At 62.4% G+C, this 16,100-nt stretch carries 14 protein-coding genes; 7 read left to right on the forward strand and 7 right to left on the reverse strand.

Features of this window, described 5'->3' with window-relative positions:
- Positions 1-55 precede the first annotated feature (55 nt).
- Positions 56-1,117, reverse strand: coding sequence for an ABC transporter ATP-binding protein (locus tag ABIA96_RS10275; protein ID WP_354136917.1), 1,062 nt, complete (start codon positions 1,115-1,117; stop codon positions 56-58).
- A 206-nt stretch (positions 1,118-1,323) separates the two neighbouring features.
- Here ABIA96_RS10275 and gntR point away from each other — a divergent pair, with 206 nt between their 5' ends.
- The 7 genes from gntR (at position 1,324) to ABIA96_RS10310 (ending at position 7,722) form a co-directional block, all read left to right on the forward strand.
- Positions 1,324-2,421, forward strand: a complete 1,098-nt coding sequence (gene gntR, locus ABIA96_RS10280; RefSeq protein ID WP_354136918.1) for an HTH-type transcriptional regulator GntR — start codon at positions 1,324-1,326, stop codon at positions 2,419-2,421.
- A 127-nt stretch (positions 2,422-2,548) separates the two neighbouring features.
- Complete coding sequence (locus ABIA96_RS10285; RefSeq protein ID WP_354136919.1) at positions 2,549-4,378, forward strand: IlvD/Edd family dehydratase; 1,830 nt, start codon at positions 2,549-2,551, stop codon at positions 4,376-4,378.
- Between the two features lie 126 nt (positions 4,379-4,504).
- A complete protein-coding gene (locus tag ABIA96_RS10290) occupies positions 4,505-5,236 on the forward strand; it encodes an SDR family oxidoreductase (protein ID WP_354136920.1) in 732 nt (243 codons plus the stop codon).
- Positions 5,237-5,254: 18 nt separating this feature from the next.
- Positions 5,255-6,001, forward strand: a complete 747-nt coding sequence (locus ABIA96_RS10295) for an SDR family NAD(P)-dependent oxidoreductase (RefSeq protein ID WP_354136921.1) — start codon at positions 5,255-5,257, stop codon at positions 5,999-6,001.
- A gap of 7 nt (positions 6,002-6,008) precedes the next feature.
- Complete coding sequence (locus ABIA96_RS10300; protein ID WP_354136922.1) at positions 6,009-6,401, forward strand: GFA family protein; 393 nt, start codon at positions 6,009-6,011, stop codon at positions 6,399-6,401.
- Between the two features lie 123 nt (positions 6,402-6,524).
- Positions 6,525-7,205, forward strand: a complete 681-nt coding sequence (locus ABIA96_RS10305; protein WP_354136923.1) for a site-2 protease family protein — start codon at positions 6,525-6,527, stop codon at positions 7,203-7,205.
- 94 nt (positions 7,206-7,299) lie between these two features.
- Positions 7,300-7,722, forward strand: coding sequence for a hypothetical protein (locus ABIA96_RS10310; RefSeq protein ID WP_354137128.1), 423 nt, complete (start codon positions 7,300-7,302; stop codon positions 7,720-7,722).
- Between the two features lie 10 nt (positions 7,723-7,732).
- On the opposite strand, the gene tolA is transcribed toward ABIA96_RS10310, so the two are convergent.
- The 6 genes from tolA to ABIA96_RS10340 all read right to left on the reverse strand — a co-directional run bounded on the left by tolA (position 7,733) and on the right by ABIA96_RS10340 (position 15,956).
- Complete coding sequence (gene tolA / locus ABIA96_RS10315) at positions 7,733-8,521, reverse strand: cell envelope integrity protein TolA (protein WP_354136924.1); 789 nt, start codon at positions 8,519-8,521, stop codon at positions 7,733-7,735.
- A gap of 10 nt (positions 8,522-8,531) precedes the next feature.
- Complete coding sequence (gene exbD, locus ABIA96_RS10320; RefSeq protein WP_354136925.1) at positions 8,532-8,993, reverse strand: TonB system transport protein ExbD; 462 nt, start codon at positions 8,991-8,993, stop codon at positions 8,532-8,534.
- Positions 8,994-8,996: 3 nt separating this feature from the next.
- Positions 8,997-9,983 carry a tonB-system energizer ExbB gene (exbB, locus tag ABIA96_RS10325; RefSeq protein WP_354136926.1) on the reverse strand — a complete coding sequence of 329 codons (987 nt, stop codon included), beginning with the start codon at positions 9,981-9,983 and terminating at the stop codon, positions 8,997-8,999.
- A complete protein-coding gene (locus ABIA96_RS10330; protein WP_354136927.1) occupies positions 9,980-10,669 on the reverse strand; it encodes a Fe2+-dependent dioxygenase in 690 nt (229 codons plus the stop codon). Before ABIA96_RS10330 ends, exbB begins: the two co-directional genes overlap by 4 nt.
- Positions 10,670-10,689: 20 nt before the next feature.
- A complete protein-coding gene (locus ABIA96_RS10335; protein WP_354136928.1) occupies positions 10,690-13,245 on the reverse strand; it encodes a TonB-dependent receptor in 2,556 nt (851 codons plus the stop codon).
- 302 nt (positions 13,246-13,547) lie between these two features.
- On the reverse strand, positions 13,548-15,956 hold the full coding sequence (locus ABIA96_RS10340; protein WP_354137129.1) for a TonB-dependent receptor: 2,409 nt from the start codon (positions 15,954-15,956) through the stop codon (positions 13,548-13,550).
- Positions 15,957-16,100 lie beyond the last annotated feature (144 nt).

Raw genomic sequence — 16,100 nt, forward strand, 5'->3', positions numbered from 1 at the left:
TTCTCTCCCTGAATTTTATATTTTGTATTTGGTCGTCTTACGTCACGTAAAGTCGTTATATGCGCTTACCCGTCGCCTCGTCGAACAGATGCACCAGCGCCGGGTCGGGCTTCAGCTTGACCTTGTCGCCCGGATTGAACTGGTGGCGCTCACGGAAGACCGCAACGACCTGCTCGCCGCCGACCTTCGCGAACACCTGGGTCTCCGAGCCGGTCGGCTCGACCACCAGGATCTCTGCATCTGCACCGTCGTCGGCAATGGTGAAGTGCTCGGGCCGCACACCGTAAACGACCGGCTTGCCGTCGGATCCCGCCGGCGCGGTCTTGAGCGGCAGCTTGACGCCGTTCGGACCTTCGAAGGTGGCGACGCCGTTGACGCGCACGTGGCCTTTGAGGAAATTCATCGAGGGAGAGCCGATGAAGCCAGCGACGAACTGATTGTCGGGCTTGTCATAAAGCTCGAGCGGCGTGCCCATCTGCTCGACGATGCCGTCATGCATCACGACGATCTTGTCGGCCATGGTCATGGCCTCGATCTGATCGTGGGTGACGTAGACGGTCGTGGTCTTGAGCCGCTGGTGCAGCTCCTTGATCTCGGTGCGCATGGCGACGCGCAACTTGGCGTCAAGGTTCGACAACGGCTCGTCGAACAGGAACACCTGGGGATCGCGCACGATGGCGCGGCCCATGGCGACGCGCTGGCGCTGACCGCCGGAGAGCTGGCGCGGATAACGCTCGAGCAGCGGCGACAGCGCAAGGATTTCGGCGGCGCGCTTCACGCGCTTGTTGATCTCGTCGGAGCCCGCGTTCCGCAATTTCAGCGAGAAGCCCATGTTCTCGCCGACCGTCATGTGCGGATAGAGCGCGTAGTTCTGAAACACCATCGCAATGTCCCGCTCCTTGGGCTGGACATTGTTGACGACGCGGTCGCCGATCGAGATCGTGCCGGAACTGATATTCTCGAGGCCTGCGAGCATGCGCAGAAGCGTCGACTTGCCGCAGCCGGAGGGGCCAACCAGGACGACGAACTGGCCGTCCTCGATCGGGATCGACACGCCGTGCAGGACTTCAAAATTGCCGAACGATTTCCGCACGTCGCGGATTTGCACAGACGACATCTAGCTCCCTCCTCCGACTTAGACGGCGCATCTGTTGCACCGCCACCGTCTTGTTTTTCTGAACTTCGCCGACACGGAGTCCGCTGTTAGCAAGCGGCATTGTCGGCAGTTTGTGCGGCTTTGGCAATTTGGTCTTTGGTTAGTCGTTGCTGGTAGCGCTGTCAACGATCCTTTGTTTGCGGGAGTGGCTGTGTTAAGAGCAACAAATGGGTCGAAATCGCACCAAGTCTGGCAAGATTCGGCTGGCGGAAGTCGCCGAGCTCGCCGGCGTCAGTCCGATTACGGCGTCCCGCTTCTTCCGTAATCCCGAGGCGCTGTCGGTCGCCAAGCGGACGCGAGTCGAAAGCGCGGCCCGGGAGCTCGGCTATGTGCCCAACCTTGCGGCGCGCGCGCTGGCCTCGCAGCGCACCGAGGTGATCGGTGTCTTGATTCCGTCACTAACCAATAACGTGTTCTCCGACGTGCTGCGCGGCATCTATGACGCCTCCGAAAACAGCCGTTACTCGATTCAGTTGTCCAACACACGCTACAGTATTCTTCAGGAGGAGAGGCTGTTGCGCCTGTTTCTGGCGCAGAAGCCGGCGGGACTGATCGTCACAGGCATCGACCAGACCACGGAATCGCGCGCGATGCTGGAGGCGGCCGACTGCCCGATCGTGCAGATCATGGAGATCGGGTCCAATCCGGTCGACATGATGATCGGCTTTTCCCACTTTGATGCAGCGCGCGCGGCGATCGCTCATTTGTTCGCGCAGGGCCGCCGCAAGATCGGCTTCGTCGGCGCGCGCATGGACCCGCGGGTGCAGCGCCGGCTCGACGGCTATGTCACGGCGATGAAGGACTTCGGCCTCTATGACCAAAGACTGATCGTGACGACGGCGATGCCGACCTCGGTGACTCTCGGCGGCGCGCTGTTCGCCGATCTGCTCGCGCGCGAGCCCGGCATCGACTCGGTGTTCTGCGCCAATGACGACCTCGCGCTCGGCGTGCTCTTCGAATGCCGACGCCGGGAGATCGCAATCCCCGATCAGATCGCGATCGTCGGCTTCAACGACCTCGAATTCATGGCCTCCTCGGTGCCGACGCTGACGAGCGTACGGACCAACCGTTACGAAATGGGCAGCGCGGCTGCCGCGATGCTGATCGAAGCGATCGAAGGCAAGCGTCCCGAAGAGCCCGTGCTCGATCTCGGCTTTACGGTGATCGAGCGGCAGAGTTCGCAGACGCAGCGGTCGGCAGCCAGCCCACGTGCGCCGGAATGGGCGCCGGCCGTACAAAATGATAGCGTTACCAACGACCCATGAGTAGTATCGCACTTGTGAGGAAACGTTCGCCAGCAGGCGGGCCGTCATTACATGCTCGCGCTGCCGGGCATCGCATCGATCGACATCGCGGACGTCGGCCCGTGCGTTTGCATTGAAGGAGAAACCAATGACAAAAAAGCCAACCAATGGGCATGCGCCCGCCGGTAACGGCACCCGCCGCCACCTTCGCTCGCAGGAATGGTTCAACAATCCGCATAATCCGGGCATGACCGCGCTCTATCTGGAGCGCTATCTGAACTACGGCCTCACCCGCGCCGAGTTGCAGTCCGGCAAGCCGATCATCGGCATCGCCCAGACCGGCAACGACCTCTCCCCCTGCAACCGCCATCACATCGAGCTGGCCCACCGCGTCCGTGAGGGTATCCGCGAGGCCGGCGGCATCGCGATGGAATTCCCGACCCACCCGATCCAGGAGACCGGCAAGCGCCCGACCGCGGCGCTCGACCGCAACCTCGCCTATCTCGGCCTGGTCGAGATCCTCTACGGCTATCCGCTCGACGGCGTGGTGCTGACCACCGGCTGCGACAAGACCACGCCGGCCTGCATGATGGCGGCGGCGACCGTGAACCTGCCCGCGATCGTGCTGTCGGGCGGTCCCATGCTCAACGGCTGGCACAATGGCGAGCGCACCGGCTCCGGCACCATCGTCTGGAAGTCGCGCGAGCGGCTTGCCGCCGGCGAGATCGACTACGAAGAATTCATGGAGATCGTGGCGTCCTCGGCGCCCTCGGTCGGCCATTGCAACACCATGGGCACGGCGTCGACCATGAACGGCCTGGCCGAAGCGCTCGGCTTCTCGCTGCCGGGCTGCGCGGCGATCCCCGCGCCCTATCGCGAGCGCGGCCAGATCGCCTACGAGACCGGCAAGCGCGCCGTCGAGATGGTCTGGGAAGACCTCAAGCCCTCGGACATCCTGACGCGAAAAGCGTTCGAGAACTGCATCGTGATCAATTCGGCGATCGGCGGCTCGACCAACGCGCCGATCCACATCAACGCGCTGGCCCGCCATATCGGCGTGGAGCTGTCGATCGACGACTGGCAGAAATTCGGCCATGATGTGCCGCTGCTGGTGAACATGCAGCCGGCCGGCTTCTATCTCGGCGAGGAATTCCACCGTGCCGGCGGCGTGCCTGCCGTGGTGCGCGAATTGATGAAGCACAAGCGCATCCATGAGGATGCCGTCACGGTCAACGGCCGCGGCATCGGCGAGAACTGCAAGGATGCGCCCAAGCCCGACAACGACGTGATCTGGGCTTACGACAAGCCGCTGGTGAAGGACGCAGGCTTCCTGGTGCTGAAGGGCAACCTGTTCGATTCCGCGATCATGAAGACCAGCGTGATCTCGAAGGAGTTTCGCGACCGCTATCTCAGCAATTCGAAGGACCTCAACGCCTTCGAGGGCCGCGCCATCGTGTTCGAGGGACCGGAGGATTATCACGAGCGGATCGACGATGCCTCGCTCGACATCGACGAGCATTGCGTGCTGTTCATTCGCGGCACCGGGCCGATCGGCTATCCCGGCGGCGCCGAGGTCGTGAACATGCAGCCGCCGGCGGCACTGATCAAGCGCGGCATCCTCGCCCTGCCCTGCATCGGCGACGGCCGCCAGTCCGGCACCTCGGGCTCGCCCTCGATCCTCAACGCTTCACCGGAAGCCGCCGCCAATGGCGGGCTCGCGATCCTCAGGAACGGCGACAAGGTCCGCATCGACCTCAACAAGGGCAGCGCCAACATCCTGATATCGGACGACGAGGTAAAGAAGCGGCACGCCGAGCTGAAGGCCAATGGCGGCTTCAAGCATCCGCCGAACCAGACGCCGTGGCAGGAGATCTACCGCAACACCGTCGGCCAGCACGCCACCGGCGCCTGCATGGAGCTCGCCACGCGCTACCAGAACGTCGCCGGCGCGTTTGGCGTCGCGCGGGATAATCACTAACCACGCGTCATTGCGAGGAGCGAAGCGACGAAGCAATCCAGTCTGTCTCCGTGGTGAGATTCTGGATTGCTTCGCTTCGCTCGCAATGACGACAGCAATCAAATTCAAGGTGAGGAGAACAAGAAAATGGCAGACCGCCTCAAGGGTAAGCGCGCCGTCATCACGGCTGCGGCCGCTGGCATCGGGCGCGCATGCGCTCTCGCATTCGCGCGCGAGGGCGCGACCGTCATCGCCACCGACATCAACGAGAGCGGCATCGCGGGCCTGACCAAGGAAGGCATCGCCGAGGTCGCAAAACTCGACGTCCGCAACACCGCCGACGTCAACGCCTTTGCCAAGCGCATCGGCAAGATCGACATCCTGCTCAACGCCGCCGGCTTCGTGCATCACGGCACCATCCTGGAGTGCTCGGAAGAGGATTTCGATTTCTCGTTCGACCTCAACGTCAAGTCGATGCACCGGACCATCAGGGCCTTCCTGCCCGACATGCTCGCAGGTGGGGGCGGCAGCATCGTCAACATCTCGTCTTGCGCGGCGCTACGCCCGCCGGCCAACCGTTACGTCTACAGCTCGTCGAAAGCAGCGGTGTCGCTGCTGACCCGCGCAGTCGCGCTCGACTTCATCACCAAGGGCATCCGCTGCAACTCGATCTGCCCCGGCACCGTCGAAACGCCCTCGATGCTCGATCGCGCGGCCGCGCAAGGGCCGCAGGGCAAGGAGATGTTCGTCTCTCGCCAGAAGATGGGCCGGCTCGGCACCGCCGACGAAATCGCCAACATGGCGATCTATCTCGGCAGCGACGAAAGCGCCTTCACCACCGGCGTCGACCTCGTCGTCGACGGCGGCTACATGCTCTGATCACTCGGATCACGTCTCATGAACAAGATTGATCTCAACGGTCGCGTCGCCGTCGTCACCGGCGGCGCGCAGGGCTTTGGCCGCGCCATCACGCAGCGCTTCGTCGACTCCGGTGCCAAGGTCGCGATCTGGGATTTCGACGCCGCACTGGCCGAGAAGACCGCAAAAGAGATCGGCGACAACGTCCGCGTCTTCAAGGTCGACGTCACCGACACTCCAGGCGTCGAGCAGGCCCGCGATGCGACGCTCGCCGCCTTCGGCAAGATCGACATCCTCGTCAACAACGCCGGCATCGCCGGCGTCAACAAGCCGGTCTGGGAGACCGATCTCGAGGAATGGCGCAAGGTGCTGCGCATCAACCTCGACGGCCCCTTCATCGTCTGCAAGGCGATCGTGCCCGCGATGCTCAAGCAGAAATACGGGCGGATCGTGAACATCGCCTCGATCGCCGGCAAGGAAGGCAATCCGAACGCCTCGCACTATTCGGCGTCCAAGGCCGGCCTGATCGCGCTGACGAAGTCGCTCGGCAAGGAGCTCGCCGCCCATGACATTCTCGTGAATGCGGTGACGCCGGCAGCAGCGAAAACCGCGATCTTCGACCAGATGACGCAGCAGCATATCGATTTCATGCTGTCGAAAATCCCCAAAGCGCGTTTCGTGCTGGTCGAAGAGCTCGCCGCGATGGCAGCGTGGCTTGCATCTGAAGATTGTGCCTTCTCCACCGGCGCAGTCTTTGATATTTCCGGGGGACGGGCGACCTATTGAGGACATCATGATCCGGGAAGGCGGATGCCTGTGCGGCGCGGTGCGGTTCAAGGCGGAAGGCGAGCCGCTGAACGTGCGGATCTGTCATTGCCGCATGTGCCAGAAGGCAATGGGCTCGCCCTACTTCGCCCGCGCCCAGTTCGACCAGAAAGCATTGACCGTCGAGGGTGACACCGGCCGCTATGCATCGTCCGAGAATATCGACCGCGTGTTCTGCAAGACTTGCGGCACGCGGCTGTTTTCCTGGCGGCGGAACGGCACACTGGCGGGCGTCTCCCTCACTACCTTCGACGACCGCAATGCTTTCGCGCCGACCGTGCACATCTGGGTCTCGGAAAAGCTCGCCTGGCTGAAGCTCGACGACGGCCTGGTGCAATATGAGACGACGATTCCGGCGTGACGGCAATCATTTGCAGCGTGGCATTTCGGAACCGGTCACCCTATGTTGAGCTGAAGCGTTGCTGCACCGCCGGTTTGGCCAGGTCGTCTGCAAGGCGACAGGCAAAACCAGGACAGACGCGACGTGAACATTTCCTTCTATGACCTCTCGGTGTGGGTGCTGCCACTGGTGCTCGCCATCACCTTTCATGAGGCTGCGCACGGCTTCGTCGCGCACCGGCTCGGCGACAACACCGCCTGGCAGCTCGGCCGCGTCAGCTTCAACCCGCTTCGCCATATCGATCCGTTCGGCACCCTGATCCTCCCGGCGATGCTGCTGTTTGCACATTCGCCGTTCCTGTTCGGCTATGCCAAGCCGGTGCCGGTGAATTTTCGCAATCTCAACAATCCGAGGCTGGACATGGTCTGGGTCGCCTTGGCCGGTCCTGTGACCAACATCCTGCTGGCGCTCGTCGCCGGCCTCGCCCTCCATGCCCTGCCCTGGGTCCCCGCCGGTTCGGCGCAATGGATCTTCGACAATCTCAAGAATGCGCTGCTGATCAACGCCGTGCTGGCGGTGTTCAACATGATGCCGATTCCACCACTCGACGGCGGTCGGGTCGCGGTTGGGCTGTTGCCGCGCCCACTCGCCCAGCCGCTGTCGCGGCTCGAGCCGTTCGGCATGCTGATCCTGATCGCGCTCTTGATCCTGCTGCCGCTGGTCGGTTCCCGGTTCGGTCTAAATCTTGATGTTATTTCAGCAATACTGCGAACGTTGACCGGTTATGTGATTCAAGCTGTTCTCTTGCTGACCGGCAATGCGTAGTTGAAGCCGTACCCTTCAAGATCCTGCACTTGAAGATCCTGCACTTGAAGACAAAGCCGAAGGGCTAGAGGCCAACTTGGTCAAAGCTGCCGATATGCTGATTGCGCGACGCGCGGACACCCGTGCCCGCGCCGATTTCGCCACCTGGAAGATGATGGCCAAGCTGAATGGGTTGTCGGCGCTGCCTCCGGACGCACAGGGCTTTCTCGATGGCTACAAAAAGCTGCTGGAGCGGACGAGCGAGGGCGAGGCGGCCGAGGCGACGATCGCCGAGGTTTACAAATCCTACTACCTGGAGATGGGCGGCGCCGGGAACCCGCCCGATGTGCGCACACGGCCGGCTGAGCCGGTGGCGGATAATGTTACCGCCTTTCGGCGCCCGGCGCCCAAGCGGAAGAGCGCTGGTACATTCGGTGCGACGATGTTCGGTGGAACCCAGAAGCGCCCGCTCCCGGTGGCGTTGATCTTCGCCTGCCTGATCGTGGTCTACGTCTCGATCAAATACTACTGGCGCTGACAGCCATCGGTTATTTCGGCTTCTTGAAATTCACCGGCAAGCTGAAGGCGAACTGATCGTCCGTGAGCTCGGCCGGTGGGGCCGGCACGGGATCCGAGCGGCGCACCATGGAGACTGCCTCGCTGTCGAAAGCGGGATCTCCTGACGATTCCGCCACGTCGACGGAGACGACATTGCCGCGGCGGTTCAGGACCAGGCTGAGCTTGACCGTCGTCGTCTTGCTCTTGTCCCTGGGATAGCGCTTGTGCAGCTCGAAATAGGCGCTGATCCGCTTGCCCCATTCGGCCGTCAGCTTGCGAATGTCCTTGCCGATGCCCTGGTGGGGCGCAGCCGCCTTCTCGTCCTCGCGCGCGTCTTCGTTCAGCGCCTGCCTCGCCGATTCCTGCGCGTTCGGCATTTCCTCGACCGCCTGGGTTTCGACCTTGGCCACCTTCGTGGTGTCCTCAACCGGCTTCTTGGAGTCGTTCTCGGTGACGAGGCGGTCCGGGTCTTCGGCTTCCTGAGGTATTTCCTTCGGGAGATCGGTCTCTTTGACCTCGGCCTGCTGCTGCATCTGCTGCGGCTGGAACTGCGAAGCTTCGCTGTCCGGTCCGGGCGGCAGATCCGTCTCCGGGAGCTTCGGCGAGGTCATTTCGACGGCGTATTCCGCGCCGTTGGCACCAAGGCCATCGTCACCGTCATCGGTTCGAAGGTTGGCGAGCGCCAGCGCGGCCCCGCCAAGATGCAGGCCAATCGCCGCAATGGCGGCCAGAATCCAGAGCCGCCGGGATGGTTTCGCTTCGATCACAGGGTCGGACATCGCGCTGCCATCAGGGTTGGACCGCCCCTTGCGCCGGCCCCGCCGCCGCAGGAGGTGCTTCGAGCGCCACCAGCTTGATACGAGAATAGCCGCCGGACCGCAGGATTTCCATAACGCCCATCAACTCGCCGTAGGGTACGACCTTGTCGGCGCGCAGGAACACATACTTGTCCTTGCTCATGTCGGCGATCCCGTCCAGCGAGCTGACCAGGTCGGTCCGCTTGACCGTATTTTCTCCGATCGCAAGCGTCAGATCGGGCTTGATGCTGACATAGGTCGGCTTGTCCGGCTTCTTCTGCGGCATCGCGCTCGATGTCGGCAGGTCGATCGGCAGATCGACCGTGGACAGCGGAGCTGCGACCATGAAGATGATCAGCAGCACCAGGATGACGTCGATGAACGGCGTGACGTTGATGTCATGCGTTTCCGAGAAATCGTCGTCGTCATCATTGTCTGTGAGCGAAACAGCCATGGCCTACTCCGCGGCGCGCGAATGCGAGCTGCCATGGCTGCGATCGAGATCGCGCGACAACAGCCGGGCGGCCGCCCCCGAGGCGCGGCTGACGAGCTCGAGATAGCTCTTCGTCACGCGCGAAAAGTGATTGTAGATGATGACGGCAGGAATGGCGGCGACGAGACCGATGGCGGTGGCGAGCAGCGCCTCGGCGATACCGGGGGCAACGACGGCGAGGTTTGTGGTCTGCGATTTCGAGATTCCGATGAAGCTGTTCATGATGCCCCAGACCGTGCCGAACAGGCCGACGAAGGGCGACGTCGAGCCGATGGTCGCGAGTATGCCCATGCCGATGCGGATGCGCCGCGCCTCGGCGCGCATGATCTCGGCAAAGCTCGATGCCGCACGCTCCTTGATACCGGTATCGCTGGAAATTCCGGCCGACATTCGCGCCTCGCGCAGCGCTGCCGCGACGAAGGACGGCAACATGCCCTGCTTCGTACCGAGCGCCATCTGCGCTTCCGCGAGCGACCGCGCCTCCGCGGTTTTCTTCAGCGCCGAACGAAGCTTGGCGGAAGCGACCGACAGCTCGATCGACTTCGCGATGAGGACGGTCCAGGTCATCAGCGAGGCGAAGGCGAGTCCGATCATCACCGCTTTCACGATGATGTCCGCCGACATGAACATCACCCAAGGCGACAATTCCTTCATGGCCGGCGCGATGCCGGCCTTCGGCGCAGCGCCCGCCTCCGATGCCGGGGCAACTACAGCGTCGGTCGAGGACGCGCCGGGTGTCGCGGCCACGGGCGCAGCGGCCGCCGGGGCTGCTGTCGATGGCGCGGGCGCCGTAACCGCACTTGGCTGTGCCGCGACTGTGGGTGCAGCCGCAGGTGCCGCAACAGGCCGGGCCGGCTGGGTTTGTGCCTGGGCGGAAACAGGCACTGCGAGCCAGGTGGCCGTCAGCAGCACGGCTGCAGCGAGGCTTGCTTGGAAAGATGTAATCTTCATACTTCGGCCCAGGTGCGAATGAGGTTGTGATAGATACCCGTCAATTTGACCGTTTCGGGATCGTCACGCCCGAGCCGTGCCACTAGCGCCTGAATGGCGGTGTCGAGGTCAAAGATCATGCTGCGGGCTTGATCGTCCCGTATCATGCTCTGAAGCCAGAAGAAAGACGCAACCCGCGCCCCTCTGGTCACCGGCGTGACCAGATGCAGGCTGCTCGAGGGATAGAGCACGCAGTCCCCGGCTGGCAACTTGACTTCGTGCGAACCGTAGGTGTCCTCGATCACAAGTTCGCCACCGTCGTAATCCTCGGGCTCGCTGAGGAACAGCGTGACCGAAAGATCCGTGCGGATGCGAAGGCCGGTCAGCCGGTCGCCGCGGATCGCGTTGTCGACATGCAGGCCGAAATGGTGGCCGCTGTCCGCCGCATAGCGGTTGAACAGCGGCGAAAAGATCTGGAGCGGGATAGCGGCTGCCAGAAATCGCGGGTTCGCCGTCAACGCCGAGATGATGCGATGGCCGAGCTTGCGCGCGACCTCGCTATCCGGCGGCAACTGCTCGTTGCGCTTGACCATTGCTGACTGCGCGCCCGCGGTGGAACGGCCGTCTTCCCATTCGCTGGCGTCCATGATGCGGCGGAACTCCGCCACATCATCCTTGCTCAGGACGCCTTCTATGCATGTCAGCATGGCACCTCGTCATCTCTCCATCAGTAGCGCGCAGATATCGTCAGATAAGCGGCACGTCCCGGTGCTTCCAGCACGAAGGGCGCAGCGCTCTGATAAAGCGCGTCATAGTAGCGCTTGTCGAAGATGTTGTTCACGTACACCTTCAAGCGCCAGTTCTTATTGATCTTCGCTTCCGCGAACGCGTCAAACCGCCAGTAGCTCGGGAGCGATGTGCCCTGGTTGGCCGCGAGGAACGTGCCGCCATAGATCTTCGAGCGGTACACCGCTTGCCCGCCGAACTCCCAGATATCATTGAGCTGATACTTAGTGAGCATGCTGAAGGACTGGTGCGCGACGTTCGCGAGCGGCAGGCCGACATTTGACGCATAGAGCGTGGTATTGGCCGGCGGAACGAGCGACTTGGTCACTTCCGACTGCATCAACACGAGACCACCAAAGACGCTCCACTTGTCGGTGATTTTGCCACCGACCCCGAGATCGATACCTCTGATCCGATATGCGGCGCCCGCACTGATGCACGAGACCGTGCCTGTTGTACCGGCAGGGTATGGGCAGCTCGCGGTCGCGGTCGCCGCGGTCACGTTGACGGACTCTCGCGCGTTGTCCTTCTCGGTCTGGAATAGCGCGGCAGTCAGCAGCAAGTGCCTGTCGAACAGTTCCCATTTGGTGCCGAGTTCGATCGCCCGGTTCTTTTCCGGACCGAATATTTGCGGTGAATTGCCGTTGAGGACCGGCGCCAGACCGCCGTATTGAACGCTCGTGCCGTCGAACTCAGAGCCAACGGGATTGGACGACGTGGCGTAGGCTGCATAGACGCTGCCATTGGGCAACGGCTTCAGTGTCAGGCCAAGATTGAAGTTCGGTAGCCCGTATTCCTGCTGCTGCTGACCGAACGTGTTGGCGACGCCGTTGACCGTCCCGTATCCGTTGACCTTGATGCTGTAGTCGTCGTAGCGGACGCCTCCATTGAGGATCAGCAGGTCGCGATAGTTCGCGCTGTCCATGACGTAGCCGCTGACTGTGTCAACGCTAATCTTGGTCGGGAAGCCGCTGAGCCCGCCCGGAAGTGGAACGACATTGTTGGTGAATTGCGGTGAGAACACACTGACGCCGGACGTCGATCCGCCGGGGGTGAAGATCGGGCCGGTCGTCAATTCGGAACTGAATCCTGCATATTTGTCGATCGACGAGCGCTCGCGATCGTATTCGATACCGCCCAGCAGGGTGTGCTTGAAGCCAGCATAATCGTCGAACTTGTAGGTGGCCTCGGTCTGGTTCGCGAAGACGTCGGTTGCCTGATAACGGCTTTGCGGATTGACCGTGAGGGTCGATGCCGAGAGCGGAGTGGCCAGCACCGGAGACTCCGGAAGCGTCCCGACGTAGTTCTGCGTCGAATGCGAGTCCCTGATCTTGTTGGTCAACAGCAAGTCCGGCGTGATCTGGACCTCGGCGTTGATTGTGCCGATGTCCTGACCGACGCGATAGAAGTCCCGCTTTGTGAAGCCGTACCAATTGTTGCGGTTGGAGCCGAAGTCCGGGAACGGACCGCCGGCGGTGCTCGCCGTGCTCGGCCGGTAATACGGCACGCCAAAGTCCGGGAGCCCCGTCAACGCGGTATGAATGTAATCAGTCGTAATTTTGATCGCATCGGTCGGCTTCCACGTCGTGGCGACGAAGGCACCATCCCGGTTGTCCGTCACGTAGTCGCGGCCTGCTACACCGGCATCCTGGAACAATCCGCCGGCACGAATGGCGAAGGTAGAATTGACCACCTGATTGACGTCGAGCACCACGCGTTTGGTCCGGTCGGTGCCGAACGTGGTGTCCATGTTGTAGAAACTCTTCTCGGTCGTCGCCTGCTTGGTGACGATGTTAATCGCACCGCCGGCAACGCCGCGGCCCGCAAAGGTCGAGCCGGGTCCGCGCAGGATTTCGACCTGTTCGGTGAAGAAGTTCTCGCGGACGCTGACGCCGGAATCGCGCACGCCGTCGATGAAGACGTCGTTGCGAGCATCGAAGCCGCGGATGAAAAAGCGGTCGCCGAAGGCGTTGCCGCCCTCGCCGGTGCCGAGCGTCACGCCGGCCGTGCTGAGGATCGCCTGCTTCAGCGTCGTGGCGCCCTTGTCCTCGAGAATTTCCTTGCTGAGCACGGTGATCGACTTCGGCGTATCGACCAGCTTCTCCGGGAATTTGCCACCGGCCTGCACGTGATCGACCTTGTACGGCGCGACGGGGTCCGCATAGGGATTGCGGTCGGCAGCGGGCGCCTCGGTGGGCACCGCGGGTGCCTGCGCTGCTTGCTGGCGCTGCTGCGCGGCACGCCGCAGCGCGTTGCGGGCGCGGACCTGATCGGGCGTCGGCTTCGCGGCGGTGGAGCGCGGCCGCTCCTTCGGCGCATCGACGTTGACGGGAGGTAGGGTCGACTGCTGGGCCTGAGCGCCGCTCGAAACTGACGCGACCGCAATCAGACTTGCAACGGCGGACACGGTCTTGCCGGTCGCGCCTTCGAGATTGCCGCCAAATGATTTCCGAACCGCGACCGAACGCAACGACTTCGGTGTTCTTGCAACGCCCATCACACGCCCCACTGTGCTTCTGCTTCCAATCGTCGTGTTGCGACAACGCGACGCATTGGTGCTATCGAGCGTGCTTATGGGGGTCAACGCGATCACGGCAACACTGCGTAACAAACCAGCCATTTCATAGCGATTCTAAACTTGCTTGGGCATTTCAGTTTGAACCGTTCTAAACTGAAGTTTGTAAGCGTTCTAAACTGGCACCAAGATGCTGATGACGCGCTTCGCGACCAAATGCAGAAGAGCAGGGACGCTGCCGTGGCAGGCATCCCGATTTGGATCAGCCAAATCAGAACCTAGCCTTAGAACTTGGCCGTCGTGACCAGATAGAACGCTCGCCCCGGCGCGACCGCGACGAACGGCACGGCGCTGCGATAGAGCGTGTCGTAGTAGAGCTTGTTGGTGAGGTTCTGTGCGTAGAACTTCATGGTCCAATTCTTGTCGATCTTCTTCTCAACGAAGGCATCGAAGCGCCAGTAGCTCGGCAGCTCATTGCCGGTGTTGGCCGCGAACGTGCCGCCATAGACCTTGGAGCGGTACACCGCCTGCCCGCCGACTTCCCAGTCGCCGTCGAACTTGTACTTGGTCAGCATGCTGAACGACTGGTGCGCGACGTTGGCAAGCTGCAAGCCAATGTTGGAAGCGATGTTGCTCTGCGTGACCTTGGACTGCATCAGCACCAGGCCGCCAAAAATGCTCCAGCGATCGGTGATCTTGCCCTCGGCCTCGATGTCGATGCCCTGAATGCGATAGGCCGCGCCCGAGGTGAGGATGCGCGCAGCATTGGTCTCGCGCGCATTGTCCTTCGTGGTTTGGAACAGCGCCGCGCTGACCAGCAGGTGACGATCGGCGAGCTCCCACTTGGTGCCGAGCTCGGCCGCCTTGTTGCGCTCGGGTCCGAGCAGAACGGTCGTGTTGGCGGGCAAGCCGCCGTAATCGGTTCCGGTCGCATCAAGCTCCGACCCGAACGGATTGGCCGAGGTCGCATAGGCCGCATAGACGCTTCCGATCGACATCGGCTTGTAGACCAGGCCAACATTGTAATTGACCAGATCGGAGTTCATTTTCAGATAGGCCGCGTTGGTCGACGAGCTCATGTTGTAACCGTCATAGCGGATGCCGCCATTGACGATGATGGTGTCCTGCCAGTTCGCGGTGTCCATGGCGTAGACGCTGCTGGTGTTGACGCCATAGCGCGTCGGATTGCCCGTCAGCGACGGTGTACCGAAGCCACCGACATAAGTGGACTGAGGGGAGTAGAGATTGATCCCCGAGAGAGCCCCGCTGCTCGTGAACCCGGAGCCGGCCAGCTCCGATGCCAGGCCCGAGTAACGGTCGATCGAGATGTTCTCGTTGGTGTATTCGACGCCGAACACCGCGGTGTGCTTGACCCCGCCGGTGTCGAGCTTGAACGTGGCCTCGTTCTGGTTGGCCCACACATCCACGGTCTGGTAGCGGCTCTGCGCACTCGCCGTCGTGGTCCAGAGCAGCGGATTGATGTTGGTCGTGACCGGGTTCTGCGGCAGCGTACCGATATAGTTCAGTAGCGAGTGCTCGCCGCGTACCTTGCTGGTCAGTGTGATGGCCTCGTTGACCTTGTACTCCGTCGTCGCAGTGCCGAAATCCTGCCGCGCGGTCTGGAAGTCGCGGTTGAGGAAGCCGTACCAGGTCCCGCGCGGGATGCCGGCCGACGTCACCGGCACGTTGCCCTGCTTGTAATAGGGCACGCCGAAATCCGGCAGGCCGCTGAGATCGGTGTGGACGTAATTGGTCGTGATCTTGATGTCGTTGGTCGGCGTGTACTTGGTCGACTGGAAGGTGCCCCAGCGATCGTCGGTCACGTAATTGCGGCCGGCGACATTGGCGTCCTGGAACATGCCGCCGGTGCGCACCGAGAACGAGGGATCGACGACCTGGTTGACGTCGAGCGTGACGCGCTTGGTCCTGTCGGTCCCGAACTCGGTATCCATCCGCTTGAAGTTGACGTCGCCGGCCTGCTTGGTGACGATGTTGATGGCGCCGCCGGCGGTGCCGCGGCCGGCATAGGACGATGCCGGTCCGCGCAGGATCTCGATCTGCTCGGTGAAGAAGTTCTCGCGGATCGACACTGCGGGATCGCGGATGCCGTCGATGAAGACGTCGTTGCGCGCATCGAAGCCGCGAATGAAGAAGCGGTCGCCGAAGGCATTGCCGCCCTCGCCCGACCCCAGCGTCACGCCGGCGGTCGAACGCCCGATCTCCTTCAGCGTCGTCGCGTTCTTGTCCTCTAGCACTTCCTTGCTGAGCACCGTGATCGTCTTCGGCGTGTTCAGCATCGGCTCGGGAAACTTGCCGGACGCCTGGACGTGGTCGACCTTGTAGGGCGCGGCCGGATCGGCATAGGGATTGCGATCCACCGCACCAGCCGGGGCCGGCGCTACGGCGGCGGCCTGCTGCTGCGCCTGCTGGCGCTGTGCGGCGCGGCGAAGCGCGTTGCGCGCGCGAACCTGTTCCGGCGTCGGCTTCGAAGCCGCCGAACGCTGACGCTCCACCGGCGCATCGACATTCACCGGCGGCAGGCTCGACTGCTGTGCCTGCGCGCCGCTCGATACCGACGCCACCGCAATCAGGCCGGCGACGGCTGACACCGCCTTGCTGGAATTGCTGTCGAATTCCAATGAATTTCTTGCCGCGATCGCACGCAACGATCGCGGAGCCACCGCCAGCCCCATCTCAACACACCCCATCGCAAATTCGTCGATACGCAACATGCGCGACGAACGATGAGGCGGTGCTATCGACCGCAAAAAATCAGGTCAATGCAGGCAGGCACGTGAGACCACTTGAATCCATCCAGATCAAATCGATTCTAAGAT

The organism is Bradyrhizobium sp. LB11.1, from assembly GCF_040549385.1.
Classification (GTDB): Bacteria; Pseudomonadota; Alphaproteobacteria; order Rhizobiales; family Xanthobacteraceae; genus Bradyrhizobium.